Raw genomic sequence first — 16,287 nt, forward strand, 5'->3', positions numbered from 1 at the left:
TTCTCGCTGGCCGAGGAATGTTCAAACAAAGGAAGAGGCTATGGTTCAAGTTCGCAAACTGGTGTTAGCAATAGCGGCCGCCTCGGCGCTGTCCTCCGGTATGGCGCAAGCGCTCGGGCTCGGGGAGTTGACCCTGAAGTCGCCGCCGAACCAGCCTTTGGTCGCCGAGATCGAGCTGCTCGATGTCCAGCAACTGACCGCCGCCGAAGTCGTGCCGAGCCTGGCTCCCCCCGAAGAGTTCGCCAAGGCGGGCATTGACCGCCAAGCCTTCCTCAATGACCTGAGCTTCACCCCGGTGATCAACGCCAACGGCCGCAGTGTCCTGCGGGTGACGTCCAGCCGGCCACTGTCCGAGCCGATGGTCAAGTTCCTGGTGCAGGTGATGTGGCCCAACGGCCGCTTGCTGCGCGACTACAGCGTGCTGCTCGATCCGTCCAAATTCTCGCCGCAGGCCGCCGATGCTGCGCGGGCGAAGCCGTCCCAAGCGGTTTCCACACCGGTCACCGGGGCCACCAAGCCGTCCCAATACACCACCACGCCGCGCGACACCCTGTGGGAAATCGCCGCCAAGGTGCGCAACGGCGGTTCGGTGCAACAAACCATGCTGGCGATTCAGGCGCTGAACCCGAACGCCTTCATCAACGGCAATATCAACCTGCTCAAGACCGGCCAGGTGTTGCGCCTGCCGGATCCGGTGCAAAGCACGGCGCTGCCGCAACCCCAGGCCATCGCCGAAGTGGCCGCACAGAACGCTGCCTGGCGCCAGGGGCGTCGGGGTGTGGCAGGTAACGGCCGGCAACAGTTGGACGCGACCAAGCGGGGCGCTGCCGAGGGCGCGCCAGCCCAGGCCGCCGCGCGCGACAACCTGAGCCTGGTCTCCGCCGAGTCGGCAAAGGCCGGCGCCAAGGGCAAAGGGCCTGCCGGCGATGCCCAGGCACTGAGCAACCAGCTTGCAGTGACTCAGGAGAGCCTGGATGCGGCTCGTCGCGACAACGAAGAACTGAAAAGCCGTATGGCTGACCTGCAGAGCCAACTGGACAAGCTGCAGCGTCTGATCGAGCTGAAGAACAACCAACTGGCGAAGATGCAGGCTGATGGCGCTGCTGTACCGCCTGCGGGCGAGTCGACCCCGACGATGTCGGCCGAGCTGACCCCGACGCCGTCGGCGCAGCCACCGGCGCCAACACCAGCACCCGAGGCCGCCCCGGAAGCGACGCCGCCCGCCGCACCGGTCGAGCCGACAGCTGCCGCTTCCGATGAAAAGAAATACAACGACCTGCTGACCAATCCGATCCTCCTGGGGCTGATTGGCGGTGGCGCGTTGATCCTGTTGCTGCTTCTGTTGCTGCTTGCCCGTCGCCGCAAGGCCCAGCAGGAAGCCGAGAAACATCTGCGCATGGCCCGAGCCCTCGAGGAGGAGGCCGACTTCTCCCCGGAGCTCGATCTGCCCCCGAGCAGCTTCGAGGGCATTGAGGTTCCACCACCCAGCGTAAAACTCGAACCCAAGCCAGCCCCGGCGCCAGTGCCCAAGCCGGCTCCGGTGATTGCGCCAGTGATTGTCACGCCGCCCATTGCCGCACCATTGGTGGCCCCGGCCGCCGATCGTTCCGACGACGTGCTGCCTCAGGCCCAGTCGCACATCGATCGCGGTCGTTTGAACCAGGCGGCCGATCTGCTGGAGCAAGGCATCAAGGCTGAGCCTCAGCGCAGCGATCTGCGTCTGAAGTTGATGGAAGTCTACGGCCAACAGGGCGACCGAGACGCCTTTGTTGCCCAGGAACGCCAACTGGTCGCCAACGGTGAAAACTACGCCCAGGTCGAACAGCTCAAGAGCCGTTTCCCGGCCATGGCGGTCGCCGCTGGCGCAGGCCTGGCAGCCGCAGCCGTGGCTGCCGAACTGGATGCGCAGTACGTCAAGGAACTGCTGGAAGACAAGCCGGCGACCGATGAAGAACTCGACAACGCTTTTGACCTGAGCCTGGACGACTTTGATACGACGCCCGCAGCGCCGGCACCCGAGCCGCTCAACGAACTGGACGCGTTTCCGGAAGACGATGACCTGAGTTTCGAGTCGGTGCTCAAGCAGCAGACCGAGGCCAACGAAAGCCTCGACGACCTGTCGGAGTTCGACCTGGACCTGGGCGCCGACGCTCCGGCACCCGCCCTGGAGGATGACGACTTCCTGCTGGGCCTGGAGGATGACCTCAAGGGTCTTGACGTCCCGGCTGCCGAAACGCCGGCCCTGAACGACACCCCGGCCGACGATCTTGAGCTGCCGGCGGATTTCGACCTGTCCCTGGCGGACGAAATGGATGCCCATGACCAGCCCAAGGATGCCTTCGAATCCGAGCTGGATGATGTCAACGCCGAGCTGGATCGTTTGTCCGACAGCCTCGGTCAGCCGACCTTCACGGCCGATGATGCCTTGGCGACTGCTGACGACGAGCCGGATTTCGACTTCCTCAGCGGCACCAACGAAGTGGCGACCAAGCTCGATCTGGCCCAGGCCTACATCGACATGGGCGACGACGATGGCGCCCGGGATATCCTGGGCGAGGTCCTCAACGAAGGCGATGCCACGCAGAAGAGTGAAGCGCAGGAAATGTTGTCACGCCTGGCTTGAGGTGATTGGTTAAACAGAGACGGCAGCCGGTGAGGCTGCCGTTTTTGTTTGCAGGGGTTGGATGGTGTCTGGGCGGGCGCTTTCGCGAGCAGGCTCGCTCCCACATTGGTTTTGCGGCGCTCAGAGAACCCTGTGGGAGCGAGCCTGCTCGCGAAAGCGCCAGTAGAACCAGCGCAGAACCACCGGTTGCACTGGCATCGCGCCCCGCCCGCCTTATAATGCCCGCCTTTGCGTACCTCAGCAGGCTGTAATTCCTTGGCAAACATAGACAACCCGGCCGCAGAAATGGCGGCTGACGGCTTTTTCCGGATCGCCCTGGGCGTTGAATACAAAGGCTCGCGCTATCGCGGCTGGCAGCGTCAGGCCTCCGGTGTCCTGACGGTGCAGGAAACCCTTGAAAATGCCCTGTCCAAAGTCGCCGACTCGCCCGTGTCGCTGCATTGCGCCGGGCGTACCGATGCCGGCGTGCATGCGTGCGGGCAGGTGGTGCATTTCGATACCCAGGTCGAGCGCTCGATGAAGGCCTGGGTCATGGGCGCCAATATCAACTTGCCGCACGATGTCAGCGTCAGTTGGGCCAAGGCCATGCCGGCGCATTTCCATGCCCGCTTCAAGGCTATCGCCCGGCGTTATCGCTATGTGATCTACAACGACCAGATCCGCCCGGCGCACCTGAACGAAGAAATCACCTGGAACCACCGCCCGCTGGACGTCGAACGCATGGCCGAGGCCGCGCAATATCTGGTCGGCGTCCACGACTTCAGCGCCTTCCGCGCCGGCCAATGCCAGGCCAAATCGCCGATCAAGGAGCTGCATCACTTGCGCGTGACCCGTCACGGCAAGATGATCGTGCTCGACATCCGTGCCAGCGCCTTCCTGCATCACATGGTGCGCAACATCGCCGGCGTGCTGATGACCATCGGCGCGGGCGAGCGACCGGTGGAGTGGATCAAGGAAGTGCTGGAAAGCCGCATCCGTCGTTCCGGAGGCGTCACGGCGCATCCGTTTGGCCTGTACCTGGTACAGGTGGAATATCACGATGAGTTCGAACTGCCGGAGCGTTACATCGGGCCACATTTCCTGACAGGCTTCTCGGAACTCGACGGCTGACGCCTTCCGTTGCATTTGTTACCATCCGGAACTTCCATGGAATTGCCTGAGGTTTTCCCCATCATGCCGGTCGTTCGCAGCAAGATATGCGGGATCACTCGCGTCGAGGACGCGCTGGCGGCGGTCGAGGCCGGGGCGGACGCCATCGGGCTGGTGTTTTACGCCAAGAGTCCGCGGGCGGTGACGGTGCAGCAGGCGAGGGCGATCATCCAGGCCTTGCCGCCATTCGTGACGCCGGTCGGTCTGTTCGTCAACGCCAGCCGTTGCGAGCTGGGCGAGATACTCGATGCGGTGCCGTTGGCGCTGTTGCAGTTCCATGGCGACGAGACGCCAGCCGATTGTGAAGGCTGGCATCGCCCTTATATCAAGGCCCTGCGGGTCAAGGCCGGCGACGACATCGCCGCGGCTTGCGAGGCCTTTGCCGGTGCCAGCGGGATCTTGCTGGACACCTACGTCGAGGGCGTTCCCGGCGGGACCGGCGAAGCGTTCGACTGGTCGCTGGTCCCGCAAGATCTTGCCAAGCCGATCATCCTCGCCGGTGGCCTGACGGCGGACAACGTGGCGGCAGCCATTGCCCAGGTCCGCCCCTATGCGGTGGACGTCAGTGGTGGCGTGGAGCAGGCCAAGGGCCTCAAGGATCCGGCAAAGATTCGCGCGTTCATGGCCGCTGTGCGCAGCAGCCAGTAGTCAATGTGACGGCTGGCAGACTGCCGCCGTCCATACCTGCACTGTACAAAGCAGGCAGGCGCCGCCTCCGGGCGGGCCGATAGCGTAGTGGCAATCGCCGTGCAGCGGTTGTCGGGATGGCAGGGGATGGTGGGGCTGGACGCAGGTCATGTTTCGCGCTGACCGCGACGGTCCGCAACCCTCGCCGCACAATGAATTTGAGCTCAAGGGCATACGCGGGGCCGCGAACCAGAGCGTTCGGGCCGCCGGTACTGGAGAAAGAAGCATGAGCAACTGGTTGGTAGACAAACTGATCCCTTCGATCATGCGTTCCGAGGTGAAGAAAAGCTCGGTGCCTGAAGGTCTGTGGCACAAATGTCCATCCTGCGAAGCGGTGCTTTACCGCCCCGAGCTGGAAAAGACCCTGGACGTTTGCCCCAAGTGCAACCACCACATGCGCATCGGCGCGCGTGCCCGTATCGATATTTTCCTCGACGCCGAAGGCCGCGTTGAACTGGGCGCCGAACTGGAGCCCGTGGACCGCCTGAAATTCCGCGACGGCAAGAAATACAAGGACCGCCTGACCGCCGCCCAGAAACAGACCGGCGAAAAAGATGCGCTGGTGTCCATGAGCGGTACCCTGCTGGGCATGCCGGTGGTGGTGTCGGCGTTCGAGTTCTCCTTCATGGGCGGTTCCATGGGCGCGATCGTCGGCGAGCGCTTCGTTCGCGCGGCCAACCATGCCCTGGAAAACCGTTGCCCGATGATCTGCTTCGCCGCCTCCGGCGGTGCGCGGATGCAGGAAGCGCTGATCTCGCTGATGCAAATGGCCAAGACCTCCGCGGTGCTGGCGCGTCTGCGTGAAGAAGGCATTCCGTTCATTTCGGTACTGACCGACCCGGTCTACGGCGGCGTCTCCGCCAGCCTGGCGATGCTCGGTGACGTGATCGTCGGCGAGCCGAAAGCGCTGATCGGCTTTGCCGGCCCTCGCGTGATCGAACAGACCGTGCGGGAAAAACTGCCGGAAGGTTTCCAGCGCAGTGAATTCCTGCTTGAGCACGGTGCCATCGACATGATCATTCACCGTCAGGAACTGCGCCCGCGCCTGGGCAACCTGCTGGCGCAATTGATGGGCCTGCCGACGCCGAAGTTCGTCGCCACGCCGATCGAGCCGATCGTGGTTCCGCCGGTGCCTGCAGGCCTATGACCCAACGTACCCTGGGCGACTGGCTTGCCTACCTTGAGCAGTTGCATCCATCCGCCATCGACATGGGGTTGGAGCGCTCGCAAGCGGTAGCGTCCCGCATGGGACTGGCCAGGCCGGCGCCCCGGGTCATCACGGTTACCGGCACCAATGGCAAGGGTTCGACCTGCGCCTTCCTGGCTTCGCTGTTGCGGGGCCAGGGCCTGAGTGTCGGTGTCTACAGTTCGCCGCACCTGCTGCGCTACAACGAGCGGGTGCAGGTCAATGGCATCGAAGCCTCTGATGCCGAGCTGTGCGAAGCCTTCGCGGCGGTGGAAGCCGGGCGGGGCGAGACTTCCCTGACGTATTTCGAAATGGGCACGCTGGCGGCGTTCTGGTTGTTCGCCCGTGCCGGTCTGGACGCCGTCGTGCTGGAAGTCGGCCTGGGCGGGCGGTTGGACGCGGTCAACCTGGTGGATGCGGACATCGCGCTGGTCACCAGTATCGGCGTGGACCATGCCGACTACCTGGGCGATACCCGCGAATCCGTGGCCTTCGAGAAGGCCGGCATCTTCCGCCCGGGCGCGCCTGCGCTGTGTGGCGACCTTGACCCACCGCAGCCCTTGCTCGACAAGGTTCGCGAGCTTGATTGCCGATTTTTTCTGCGTGGGCGGGATTTCGACCTGGCCATGACCGAGCAGCACTGGCAATGGCGCGGCAGTGACGCCAAGGGCAATCCGGTGGAACTGCACGACCTGCCGCTCCTGGACCTGCCGATGGAAAACGCTGCGCTGGCGCTTCAGGCCTATTTGCTCGCGGATCTGCCGTGGGACGCGGGACGGATTGTCCAGGCGTTGCAGGCGACTCGCGTCGTCGGTCGTCTTGATCGTCGTTCGTTCGATTGGCAGGGCAAGCGTCTCAACCTGCTGCTCGATGTCGGCCACAACCCTCATGCCGCCCAGTACCTGGCGGAGCGCCTGGCGCGGCGGCCGGTGGCGGGCAAGCGCCTGGCGGTGTTCGGGCTGCTGTCCGACAAGGACCTCGATGGCGTGGTCGATGCCTTGGATGCTACTGTCCAGCACTGGGCCGTCGCTCCGCTGGATTCGCCGCGTTCCCGTCCGGCCAGCGAGTTGCAGGCAGCCTTGCAGGGTCGTGGCGCTTCGGTTGATGCTTACGCCAGTGTGGCCGACGCGCTGGAAGGGCAGTGCGCCCTGGCGACGGCCGACGACGAGATTCTGTTGTTCGGATCATTTTTTTGCGTAGCCGAGGCCCTTCAATGGTTGGCCCGGCGCTCCTCGGAGGAAGCTGCAGATGGCATTGCTGGATAAGGCTTATAAGCAGCGCATGGTCGGGGCCCTGGTGTTGGTGGCCCTGGCGGTGATCTTCCTGCCGATGCTGTTTTCCCGTCAGGACGAGCAGCGCCAGGTCACGGTTGATGCACCCGCTGCGCCCCAGGCGCCCGCCGTGCCGCCGGTGCAGGTCGAACCGGTGGCGGTGCCCGAGCCGCAAGCATTGCCTCAGGAACCTGTTCCGAGTGACGAGGAACTGGCCCAGGAACCTGCCGCGCCGTCTGCGCCCATTGCGCCCGCGCCGACCGCACCGGCTCCGGCCACGCCGAGCAAACCGGCTGCCGCGCCGACGCCTGTTCCAGCAGCGCCGGCAGTCAAGCCAGCCCCGACCCAGCCGATCACGGCGGCACCGAAACCGGATACCACGCAAAGCCGCGTCGATGCCAATGGCCTGTCGGTCAGTTGGTCGGTGCAACTGGCCAGCCTGACCAGCCGCGAAAGCGCGGAAAAACTGCAGAAGAACCTGCGCAGCCAGGGTTACAACGCCTATATCCGTTCCGCCGATGGCAAGAATCGGGTGTTTGTCGGTCCGCTGATCGAGCGTGCCGAGGCTGACCGCCTGCGCGACTTGCTCAATCGCCAGCAAAACCTCAAGGGTTTTGTGGTGCGCTTCCAGCCTGAGCGTGGTTGAACGCCATTTGGCTGATTTGAATCACGCAGCTTACCGACAGCCCTGCGCTCTGCTAAAATGCGCCGCCTTATCCGTCTGTAGGCTGCACCGTGCCATTTACCTGGGTTGATTGGGCGATCGTTGCAATCGTCGCCATCTCTGCATTGATCAGTCTGAGTCGCGGCTTCGTCAAGGAAGCGCTCTCGCTGCTGACCTGGATCATTGCGGGAGTCGTGGCCTGGATGTTTGGTGGCTCGCTGTCCCAGTACCTCGCCGGATACATCGAAACACCGTCGGCCCGCGTCATCGCGGGCTGTGCCATCTTGTTTATCGCCACCTTGCTGGTTGGCGCAATGATCAATTATCTGATCGGCGAACTGATTCGCGTCACCGGGCTTTCCGGGACGGACCGGTTCCTGGGCATGGCCTTCGGCGCGGCGCGTGGCGCATTGCTGGTGGTCGTGGCCGTCGGGCTGTTGAGCCTGGGGCCGGTACAGCAGGATACGTGGTGGCAGGAGTCCCGGCTCGTGCCACAATTTCTTTTGGTCGCAGACTGGTCCAAGAACCTGATCCTGGGTTGGAGCAGTCAGTGGCTTGCCAGCGGTATCAGCGTACCCGCTGAAATACCGTTCAAGGAACAGCTCTTGCCGATGGCCAAAACGCCGCAGTGAGTGTTGTTCAGTTCAGATCCATTAAGTAGGGGTTGCGTCGCATGTGTGGCATCGTCGGTATCGTCGGTAAGTCGAACGTCAATCAGGCGCTGTATGACGCGCTAACCGTGCTCCAGCACCGCGGCCAGGACGCTGCCGGTATCGTGACCAGCCATGACGGCCGGTTGTTCCTGCGCAAGGACAATGGACTGGTGCGTGACGTGTTTCATCAGCGTCACATGCAGCGCCTGGTCGGCCACATGGGTATCGGCCATGTGCGCTACCCGACAGCGGGCAGCTCGACCTCGGCCGAGGCCCAGCCGTTCTACGTCAACTCGCCGTACGGCATCACCCTGGCGCACAACGGCAACCTGACCAACGTCGAGCAGTTGGCCAAGGAAATCTACGAATCCGATCTGCGCCACGTCAACACCAGTTCCGACTCGGAAGTGATGCTCAACGTGTTCGCCCACGAGCTGGCCCAGCGCGGCAAGCTGCAGCCAACCGAAGAAGACGTGTTCGCCGCCGTAACCGACGTGCATAACCGCTGTGTCGGTGGCTACTCGGTAGTGGCGATGATCACCGGCTACGGCATCGTCGGTTTCCGCGACCCCCATGGCATCCGTCCGATCGTGTTCGGCCAGCGCCACACCGACGAAGGCGTCGAGTACATGATCGCCTCCGAGAGCGTGTCCCTGGACGTGCTGGGCTTCACTCTGATTCGCGACCTGGCACCGGGCGAAGCGGTCTACATCACTGAAGACGGCAAGCTTTTCACCCGCCAGTGCGCGACCAACCCGAGCCTGACCCCGTGCATCTTCGAACACGTCTACCTGGCGCGTCCGGACTCGATCATCGACGGTATCTCGGTCTACAAGGCGCGCCTGCGCATGGGCGAGAAACTGGCCGACAAGATCCTGCGCGAGCGTCCGGACCACGACATCGACGTGGTCATCCCGATCCCGGACACCAGCCGCACCGCGGCCCTGGAGCTGGCGAACCACCTGGGCGTGAAGTTCCGCGAAGGCTTCGTGAAGAACCGCTACATCGGCCGCACCTTCATCATGCCGGGCCAGGCCGCGCGGAAAAAATCCGTACGCCAGAAGCTCAACGCCATCGAGCTGGAATTTCGCGGCAAGAACGTGATGCTGGTGGACGACTCCATCGTGCGCGGCACCACTTGCAAGCAGATCATCCAGATGGCCCGCGAAGCCGGCGCCAAGAACGTATATTTCTGCTCCGCGGCCCCGGCCGTGCGTTACCCGAACGTCTACGGCATCGACATGCCGAGTGCCCACGAGCTGATCGCTCATAACCGCACGACCCAGGAAGTGGCCGACCTGATCGGCGCCGACTGGTTGATCTACCAGGACCTGCCGGACCTGATCGAAGCGGTCGGTGGCGGCAAGATCAAGATCGAGCAGTTCGATTGCGCGGTATTCGACGGCAAGTACGTTACCGGCGATATCGACGAGGTCTATCTGAACCGGATCGAGAACGCCCGTAACGATGCGTCCAAAGCCAAGACCCAGGCGGTCAGCGCGATCATCGATCTGTACAACAACTGAGTAACGAACCGGCCCCGAGGGGCCGGTTTGCGTTCAAGCGATAGAAGGAGTGGAGCATGAGTCAGGATTGGGATGCCGGTCGGCTGGACAGCGACCTTGAAGGTGTAGCGTTCGATACCTTGGCGGTTCGCGCGGGCCAGCACCGTACACCGGAAGCCGAGCATGGCGATCCGATGTTCTTCACCTCCAGCTACGTCTTCCGCACCGCTGCCGATGCCGCGGCGCGATTTGCCGGTGAAGTGCCGGGCAACGTCTATTCGCGTTACACCAATCCCACCGTGCGGGCTTTCGAGGAGCGCATCGCCGCCCTGGAAGGCGCCGAGCAAGCGGTTGCCACCGCCACCGGCATGGCTGCGATCATGGCCGTGGTCATGAGCCTGTGCAGCGCTGGTGATCATGTACTGGTGTCGCGCAGCGTCTTCGGCTCGACCATCAGCCTGTTCGAAAAGTACTTCAAGCGCTTCGGTGTCGAAGTCGACTACGTACCGCTGGCGGATTTGTCGGGTTGGGATGCGGCAATCAAGGCCAACACCAAACTGTTGTTCGTCGAATCGCCGTCCAACCCGCTCGCCGAGCTGGTGGATATCGCCGCGTTGGCGGAAATAGCCCACGCCAAAGGCGCCATGCTGGTGGTCGACAACTGCTTCTGCACGCCGGCGCTGCAACAGCCGCTCAAGCTGGGCGCGGATGTGGTGGTGCACTCAGCCACCAAGTTCATCGACGGCCAGGGTCGTTGCATGGGCGGCGTTGTCGCCGGTCGTGGCGAGCAGATGAAAGAAGTGGTGGGTTTCCTGCGCACCGCCGGGCCGACCCTCAGCCCGTTCAACGCCTGGATCTTCCTCAAGGGCCTGGAAACCCTCGGTCTGCGGATGAAAGCGCATTGTGCCAACGCTCAGGTCCTGGCCGAGTGGCTGGCACAGCAGGACGGCATCGAGAAAGTCCATTACGCCGGCCTCAAGAGTCATCCGCAACATGAGCTGGCGGCGCGTCAGCAGCGTGGTTTTGGCGCGGTGGTGAGTTTCGAAGTCAAGGGCGGCAAGGAGGGCGCCTGGCGCTTCATCGATGCCACCCGGTTGATTTCCATCACCGCGAACCTGGGTGACAGCAAGACCACTATCACGCACCCAAGCACCACCTCTCACGGACGTCTCTCGCCACAAGAGCGTGAAGCAGCGGGCATCCATGACAGCCTGATCCGCGTCGCGGTCGGCCTGGAAGACGTAGCGGACCTGCAAGCCGACCTGGCCCGCGGGTTGGCGGCCTTGTGATCGAGCTGGCAACGCCGCCGAGCGGTACTCATGGCCGGGTTGCCCTGGTAACGGGCGCGGCACGGGGGATCGGCCTGGGCATTGCCGCCTGGCTGATCTGCGAAGGTTGGCAGGTCGTCTTGACCGACCTGGACCGCCAGCGCGGCTCCAGGGTGGCGAAGGCCCTGGGCGACAATGCCTGGTTCATCGGCATGGACGTGGCGGATGAAGGGCAGGTCGCCACCGGCATCGCCGAAGTGCTCGGGCAGTTCGGCCGGCTCGACGCGCTGGTATGCAACGCGGCCATTGCCGACCCGCACAACATCACCCTGGAAAGCCTCGACCTGGCTCACTGGAACCGGGTCCTGGCGGTGAACCTGGGCGGGCCGATGCTGCTGGCCAAGCATTGCGCGCCTTACCTGCGTGCCCATAACGGCGCCATCGTCAACCTGGCCTCGACCCGCGCCGCGCAATCGGAGCCCGACACCGAGGCGTATGCGGCGAGCAAGGGTGGCCTGCTGGCGCTGACCCATGCCCTGGCGATCAGCCTTGGGCCGGAGATCCGCGTCAACGCCGTCAGCCCCGGCTGGATCGATGCGCGAGACCCCTCGCAACGTCGTGCGCAGCCATTGACCGACGCCGATCATGCCCAGCATCCGGCGGGCAGGGTAGGCACGGTGGAGGACGTGGCGGCGATGGTGGCGTGGCTGTTGTCGCGCAACGCCGGTTTTGTTACCGGGCAGGAGTTTGTCGTGGACGGTGGCATGACCAAGAAAATGATCTACGAGTGAAAGGCTGCCCGCGCGTTGTTTGAACTGTTTTTAAAAAAACTTCAACGCTGCTATTGACTTAGCATCGGTACCTGCGTAAATTTCGCGGCCTCAACGCAGCAAAGGGTGATTAGCTCAGCCGGGAGAGCGTCTGCCTTACAAGCAGAATGTCGGCGGTTCGATCCCGTCATCACCCACCATGTTTCTTGAGAGTCTTGCGAAAGCAAGATGGAAGCTGTCAAAAGCCTCCACCGACGCGCAGCGGTAGTTCAGTCGGTTAGAATACCGGCCTGTCACGCCGGGGGTCGCGGGTTCGAGTCCCGTCCGCTGCGCCATATTTTCCGAAGCAGGTTCGCCTGGTTCGAGATCCAAGCCTTAGGGTTTTGATCAGACGAGTTAACTGGACGCAAGTCCACAGCGATACGCAGCGGTAGTTCAGTCGGTTAGAATACCGGCCTGTCACGCCGGGGGTCGCGGGTTCGAGTCCCGTCCGCTGCGCCATATCTGCTTCGAGGCCCACTGAACGCCTTGAAGCTAAGAAGAAAGCTGTAAAGCTTCTTCCAATCGATAGCAAAGACCCTGGTCGAAAGACCGGGGTTTTTTGTTTCTGGGATTTGAAGATTGGAACAAGCCCCTGTGGCGAGGGAGCTTGCTCCCGCTGGGCTGCAAAGCAGCCCTTCAGTGAAATGTCGAACTCGCCTCAGAACCCCAACCGATCCCGCAACCCGTAATACCAGGCCCCCATCGCCGCAAACGGCGTACGCAACAACTGCCCGCCCGGGAACGGGTAGTGAGGCAGGTCCGCAAACGCATCAAAACGCTCCGCCTGACCTCGCAGTGCCTCGGCCAGGACCTTGCCCGCCAGATGCGTATACGTCACGCCATGGCCACTGCAGCCCTGGGAATAATAAATGTTGTCCCCCAACCGTCCGACCTGCGGAAGACGCGACAGTGTCAGCAGGAAATTTCCGGTCCAGGCGTAATCGATCTTCACATCCTTGAGCTGCGGAAACGCCTTGATCATCTTCGGCCGGATGATCGCTTCGATATTCGCCGGATCCCGCGCGCCGTACACCACGCCGCCACCGAAGATCAGACGCTTGTCGCCTGTCAGCCGGTAGTAATCGAGCAAGTAGTTGCAGTCTTCGACGCAATAATCCTGGGGCAGCAGACGTTGAGCCAGCTCATCGCCCAACGGCTCGGTGGCAACCACCTGCGTACCGCAAGGCATGGACTTGGCCGCCAGCTCAGGCACCAGATTGCCCAGGTAAGCATTACCCGCCACGATAATGAACTTGGCCCTGACCTTGCCCTGCGGGGTATGCACAACCGGACTGGCGCCGCGCTCGATGCGCACCGCCGGCGACTGTTCATAAATCACCCCGCCCAGCGACTCGACCGCCGCCGCTTCGCCCAAGGCCAGGTTGAGCGGATGAATATGCCCGCCGCTCATGTCCAGCATCCCGCCGACATACTCGTCGCAAGCCACCACCTCGCGGATACGCCGCTGATCGAGCAGTTCCAGCCGGGTGTGCCCGAAACGCTCCCATAAACGCTTCTGCGACTCCAGATGGCCCATCTGCTTGGCGGTGAGAGCGGCGAACACACCGCCGTCCTTCAGATCACACTGAATCTGGTACTTCGCCACCCGCTCACGAATGATCCGGCCACCCTCGAACGCCATGTTGCCCAGCAACTGCGCCTGCTGAGGGCCGACACTGCGTTCGATCACATCAATGTCGCGGCTATAGCTGTTGACGATCTGCCCGCCGTTACGACCCGAGGCGCCAAAGCCGACCCTGGCCGCCTCGACAACCGTGACCTTGAAGCCATGCTCCAGCAGAAACAATGCAGAAGACAACCCCGTATAACCCGCACCGATGACGCAAACATCGGTTTCGACGTCATCCTGCAGGGCAGGGCGCGACGGCGCCGGATTCGCCGATGCGGCGTAATAGGACGCTGGGTAGGATGTGTTCGCCATTCTGGAACCTCTGTTTTATATTTTTTACGAATGCGCCGATCCTACCCGAGATAAAAATCCGCCGCCAGCTGGCGCAAAATCTTCGTCGCGTTGGCGCAATTAAATATTTTGCATATTCATAGGGTTAGGTGAAAAAAAGGTGTTGACACCCTTTTGGAATTCCGTAGAATGCCGCCTCACAGCAGGCACGTAGCTCAGTTGGTTAGAGCACCACCTTGACATGGTGGGGGTCGTTGGTTCGAGTCCAATCGCGCCTACCAAACAAAATCCGCTCTGCTGGGCGGTCTAGAAGGGCTCACCGAAAGGTGAGCCCTTTTTTGTTGTCACTGGGATTTCATGCAGAACGTTCACAAAATATCGGGTTCATTCACACTGGGCAATGTGGCCGTTGGCGTTATCCGCAAAGGAAGATGAAGGCTGGATGAGCGATAAGATTCCTAGCGCAGCGATAAGTAAGGAAAGGGGTCAAATTTATTTTTAAGTCGGACAGTAAGAAGGAGTCGAGATGAGCGAGCTTAATTCGGTCGAACCAACGGTGGTTTCTCTAACCGCAAACTACATCGCCTCTCCTTGCTCAACCTGCGGCGTTTGGTGTTGGGATAAACGATTACGCCTCAGCTGATACCCATCAAACGAATCCCGTATTTTGGGTGACATTTTGTGCATAGCAGAATCCAGCCCATGCGCATCAATAAGGTCGGCTAGCGCGTCCAGCGCTTCGCGTTCTTCAAGACCTAATGAATGATAGGCCTGACTATCAACTTCAAGGGAAGACGGGTCCTCAATAGACTTTCGCAGCTCAGGCAGTTGGTCATCCGATTCGGTATCCAAGTCGGAGGTAGAGCGGGCGAAACTCAAGGGGCCCAGACTGGAGGGGTAACCGTTGCCAATGGGCATCTGTCGAATTTTTTGTGTTTCAGCGTTGAGCCTGGCACGGGTCTCGTCAGACATGTGCCTATCCCGATAGCGACCAATGGGGTATAAAAACGAGTTAAACAGCGCGAAAATTTTCGCTTTGTGAAGCGTCATTCCTTCTTTTTGTAACTGGAGTTTCTCTCTAGCGGAAAGACGGGACACTGGTATTCGCTCTGCGTCGTCGATCGCTTGACTCCATAATTCTTGATCGCTTACTCGCTGAATGGGCTGAAGTCTTTGATTCTGCTCCATCTGCTGCTGATATCTATGACGGACATCCAGCTGATCTGTTTTCGTTAATGCATGCGCAATATCCGCTTCAGCGATCATCCTTTTTGCCTCTTTAGTCAGCCGCGGTAGTGAGCGCCCCGGCGAAGTCAAACCTAACGTCTGCTGCGCCTTTTGCGTAGCCGCCGACGTCCAATTTCGGAGACGGGATGTCGATGCTTCCGGATGTCGCGGCGTTTCAGCTCCACGCTCTGACGGGCCCTTCAAGCTAATTGCAGTGGGAGCGGCTTTATCACGGGACTGGGTAATTTCCAGAATGTCGTACATCTGAAAATCATTCATTCGTACACGCACCGTAAGCTCTTGCGGCCCTTGTGCAGTGCGATCCATTAGTTTTTTATAGACGGCTTCCTCCTGCTGACCTGAATGAAGCGTGAGCTGGCCATCGCCTATCACATGCGAGGCGAGCAATGCCAAGGACGCTTGCGACTTATCAGAGCTTTCCACCGCAGCCTTCAGTGCATTTATCGCCTCATCACTTAAATTTGCGGGCGAAAGTGATATCATGTGTCCGGCGTTCGAAGAGGAGTCCGAGCGCTCCGACCGAATTTGCCCTCGAGGAACCGAGTAGGTCACAAACTGGTTTTTACCAATCGATGGCATTAAAGCTTCTCTTATGAGTGAAGCCTCTGGTCTACATGGCTTTCAAAATGATTTCATAAGCTGTATCGACCCAAGGCGATTGAATTAAGCCGTAACGCTTTAAATTTGAACTCTGATGATGAGTGGTGCCGAGAGCAAAAAGGTTCCCAGTTCCCGATCACCATGACGCAGATTTGCACGTTGAAGCTTGGCCATCATCGGGAAGGAAACGCAACGGTGTCCCGTTAGCGTCGCAGGGTATGTGGTCTTCATTTTACCGCGATGGCAGCTCTTCTATAATCAGACGTCACTAAAGCGGGGCCGCCCCAGGCGGGGGTTAGGTGAAAAAAACCATCGACCACAGTTCAGACCTCACTCTGGATTTCCTAATGTTCTGCAATCATAGTTTCCTCTTCGTAGATGCTCGAAAACTAAGCATATAAAATTTTGAGAAGTCGTGATTTAGCGGGAGTCGTATGGCGACTGGATGGTATTCTGTCAGGTCGGACTCAAGCGTGCCCTACCGTTTATATTCAGCGAAGTTGTCGGGAACTGAAAACTGATCAGCGACACTCACTGTTGGTCTCCCTTGGTGTTAAACCCAATGTTCATTAATCCGAATGCAACAGCTCGCTATCCCGCCTCCTCACAATCGGCGGCGATCTCCAATACCCGACCCGAGACCGACCAGCACGCTATCGGTTGGCCGCAGTGGTTTTATGAGCAGTCAATCAGTAAGCGA

Annotated in this window: 12 protein-coding genes and 4 tRNA genes; 14 read left to right on the forward strand and 2 right to left on the reverse strand. The window is 61.1% G+C overall.

Features of this window, described 5'->3' with window-relative positions:
• Nucleotides 1-40 precede the first annotated feature (40 nt).
• The 13 genes from J3P86_RS09060 to J3P86_RS09120 all read left to right on the forward strand — a co-directional run bounded on the left by J3P86_RS09060 (nt 41) and on the right by J3P86_RS09120 (nt 12,277).
• Complete coding sequence (locus J3P86_RS09060) at nt 41-2,623, forward strand: FimV/HubP family polar landmark protein (RefSeq protein WP_434699986.1); 2,583 nt, start codon at nt 41-43, stop codon at nt 2,621-2,623.
• Between the two features lie 285 nt (nt 2,624-2,908).
• Nucleotides 2,909-3,733: a tRNA pseudouridine(38-40) synthase TruA gene (gene truA / locus J3P86_RS09065; RefSeq protein ID WP_434605041.1), complete on the forward strand. Its 825-nt coding sequence runs from the start codon at nt 2,909-2,911 to the stop codon at nt 3,731-3,733.
• A 63-nt stretch (nt 3,734-3,796) separates the two neighbouring features.
• Complete coding sequence (locus tag J3P86_RS09070) at nt 3,797-4,420, forward strand: phosphoribosylanthranilate isomerase (RefSeq protein ID WP_434569209.1); 624 nt, start codon at nt 3,797-3,799, stop codon at nt 4,418-4,420.
• 265 nt (nt 4,421-4,685) lie between these two features.
• Nucleotides 4,686-5,606 carry an acetyl-CoA carboxylase, carboxyltransferase subunit beta gene (gene accD / locus J3P86_RS09075; protein WP_434569208.1) on the forward strand — a complete coding sequence of 307 codons (921 nt, stop codon included), beginning with the start codon at nt 4,686-4,688 and terminating at the stop codon, nt 5,604-5,606.
• Complete coding sequence (gene folC, locus J3P86_RS09080) at nt 5,603-6,910, forward strand: bifunctional tetrahydrofolate synthase/dihydrofolate synthase (protein ID WP_434699987.1); 1,308 nt, start codon at nt 5,603-5,605, stop codon at nt 6,908-6,910. Before accD ends, folC begins: the two co-directional genes overlap by 4 nt.
• Nucleotides 6,894-7,562, forward strand: coding sequence for an SPOR domain-containing protein (locus J3P86_RS09085; RefSeq protein WP_434603493.1), 669 nt, complete (start codon nt 6,894-6,896; stop codon nt 7,560-7,562). Before folC ends, J3P86_RS09085 begins: the two co-directional genes overlap by 17 nt.
• 89 nt (nt 7,563-7,651) lie before the next feature.
• A complete protein-coding gene (locus J3P86_RS09090) occupies nt 7,652-8,212 on the forward strand; it encodes a CvpA family protein (RefSeq protein WP_039593931.1) in 561 nt (186 codons plus the stop codon).
• 41 nt (nt 8,213-8,253) lie between these two features.
• The gene (gene purF, locus J3P86_RS09095; RefSeq protein WP_434569205.1) at nt 8,254-9,759 is read left to right on the forward strand and encodes an amidophosphoribosyltransferase; all 1,506 of its coding nucleotides are present in this window, start codon (nt 8,254-8,256) and stop codon (nt 9,757-9,759) included.
• Between the two features lie 56 nt (nt 9,760-9,815).
• Nucleotides 9,816-11,027, forward strand: coding sequence for an O-succinylhomoserine sulfhydrylase (locus J3P86_RS09100; protein ID WP_434624913.1), 1,212 nt, complete (start codon nt 9,816-9,818; stop codon nt 11,025-11,027).
• Nucleotides 11,024-11,797 carry an SDR family oxidoreductase gene (locus tag J3P86_RS09105; RefSeq protein WP_305495812.1) on the forward strand — a complete coding sequence of 258 codons (774 nt, stop codon included), beginning with the start codon at nt 11,024-11,026 and terminating at the stop codon, nt 11,795-11,797. Before J3P86_RS09100 ends, J3P86_RS09105 begins: the two co-directional genes overlap by 4 nt.
• A 103-nt stretch (nt 11,798-11,900) precedes the next feature.
• A tRNA-Val gene (locus J3P86_RS09110) sits at nt 11,901-11,976 on the forward strand.
• Nucleotides 11,977-12,034: 58 nt separating this feature from the next.
• Nucleotides 12,035-12,111, forward strand: a tRNA-Asp gene (locus J3P86_RS09115).
• An 89-nt stretch (nt 12,112-12,200) separates the two neighbouring features.
• Nucleotides 12,201-12,277 (forward strand) — tRNA-Asp (locus tag J3P86_RS09120).
• Nucleotides 12,278-12,476: 199 nt separating this feature from the next.
• Here the strand turns inward: J3P86_RS09120 and J3P86_RS09125 are convergent.
• Nucleotides 12,477-13,760, reverse strand: a complete 1,284-nt coding sequence (locus J3P86_RS09125) for an NAD(P)/FAD-dependent oxidoreductase (protein WP_434624910.1) — start codon at nt 13,758-13,760, stop codon at nt 12,477-12,479.
• 183 nt (nt 13,761-13,943) lie between these two features.
• On the opposite strand from J3P86_RS09125, the gene J3P86_RS09130 reads away from it, so the two are divergent.
• Nucleotides 13,944-14,020, forward strand: a tRNA-Val gene (locus tag J3P86_RS09130).
• A gap of 295 nt (nt 14,021-14,315) precedes the next feature.
• Here J3P86_RS09130 and J3P86_RS09135 read toward each other — a convergent pair.
• Nucleotides 14,316-15,566 carry a hypothetical protein gene (locus J3P86_RS09135; RefSeq protein WP_434699988.1) on the reverse strand — a complete coding sequence of 417 codons (1,251 nt, stop codon included), beginning with the start codon at nt 15,564-15,566 and terminating at the stop codon, nt 14,316-14,318.
• Nucleotides 15,567-16,287 lie beyond the last annotated feature (721 nt).

Origin of the sequence: Pseudomonas sp. D1-1, assembly GCF_051132225.1 — a bacterium.
Lineage (GTDB): Bacteria > Pseudomonadota > Gammaproteobacteria > Pseudomonadales > Pseudomonadaceae > Aquipseudomonas.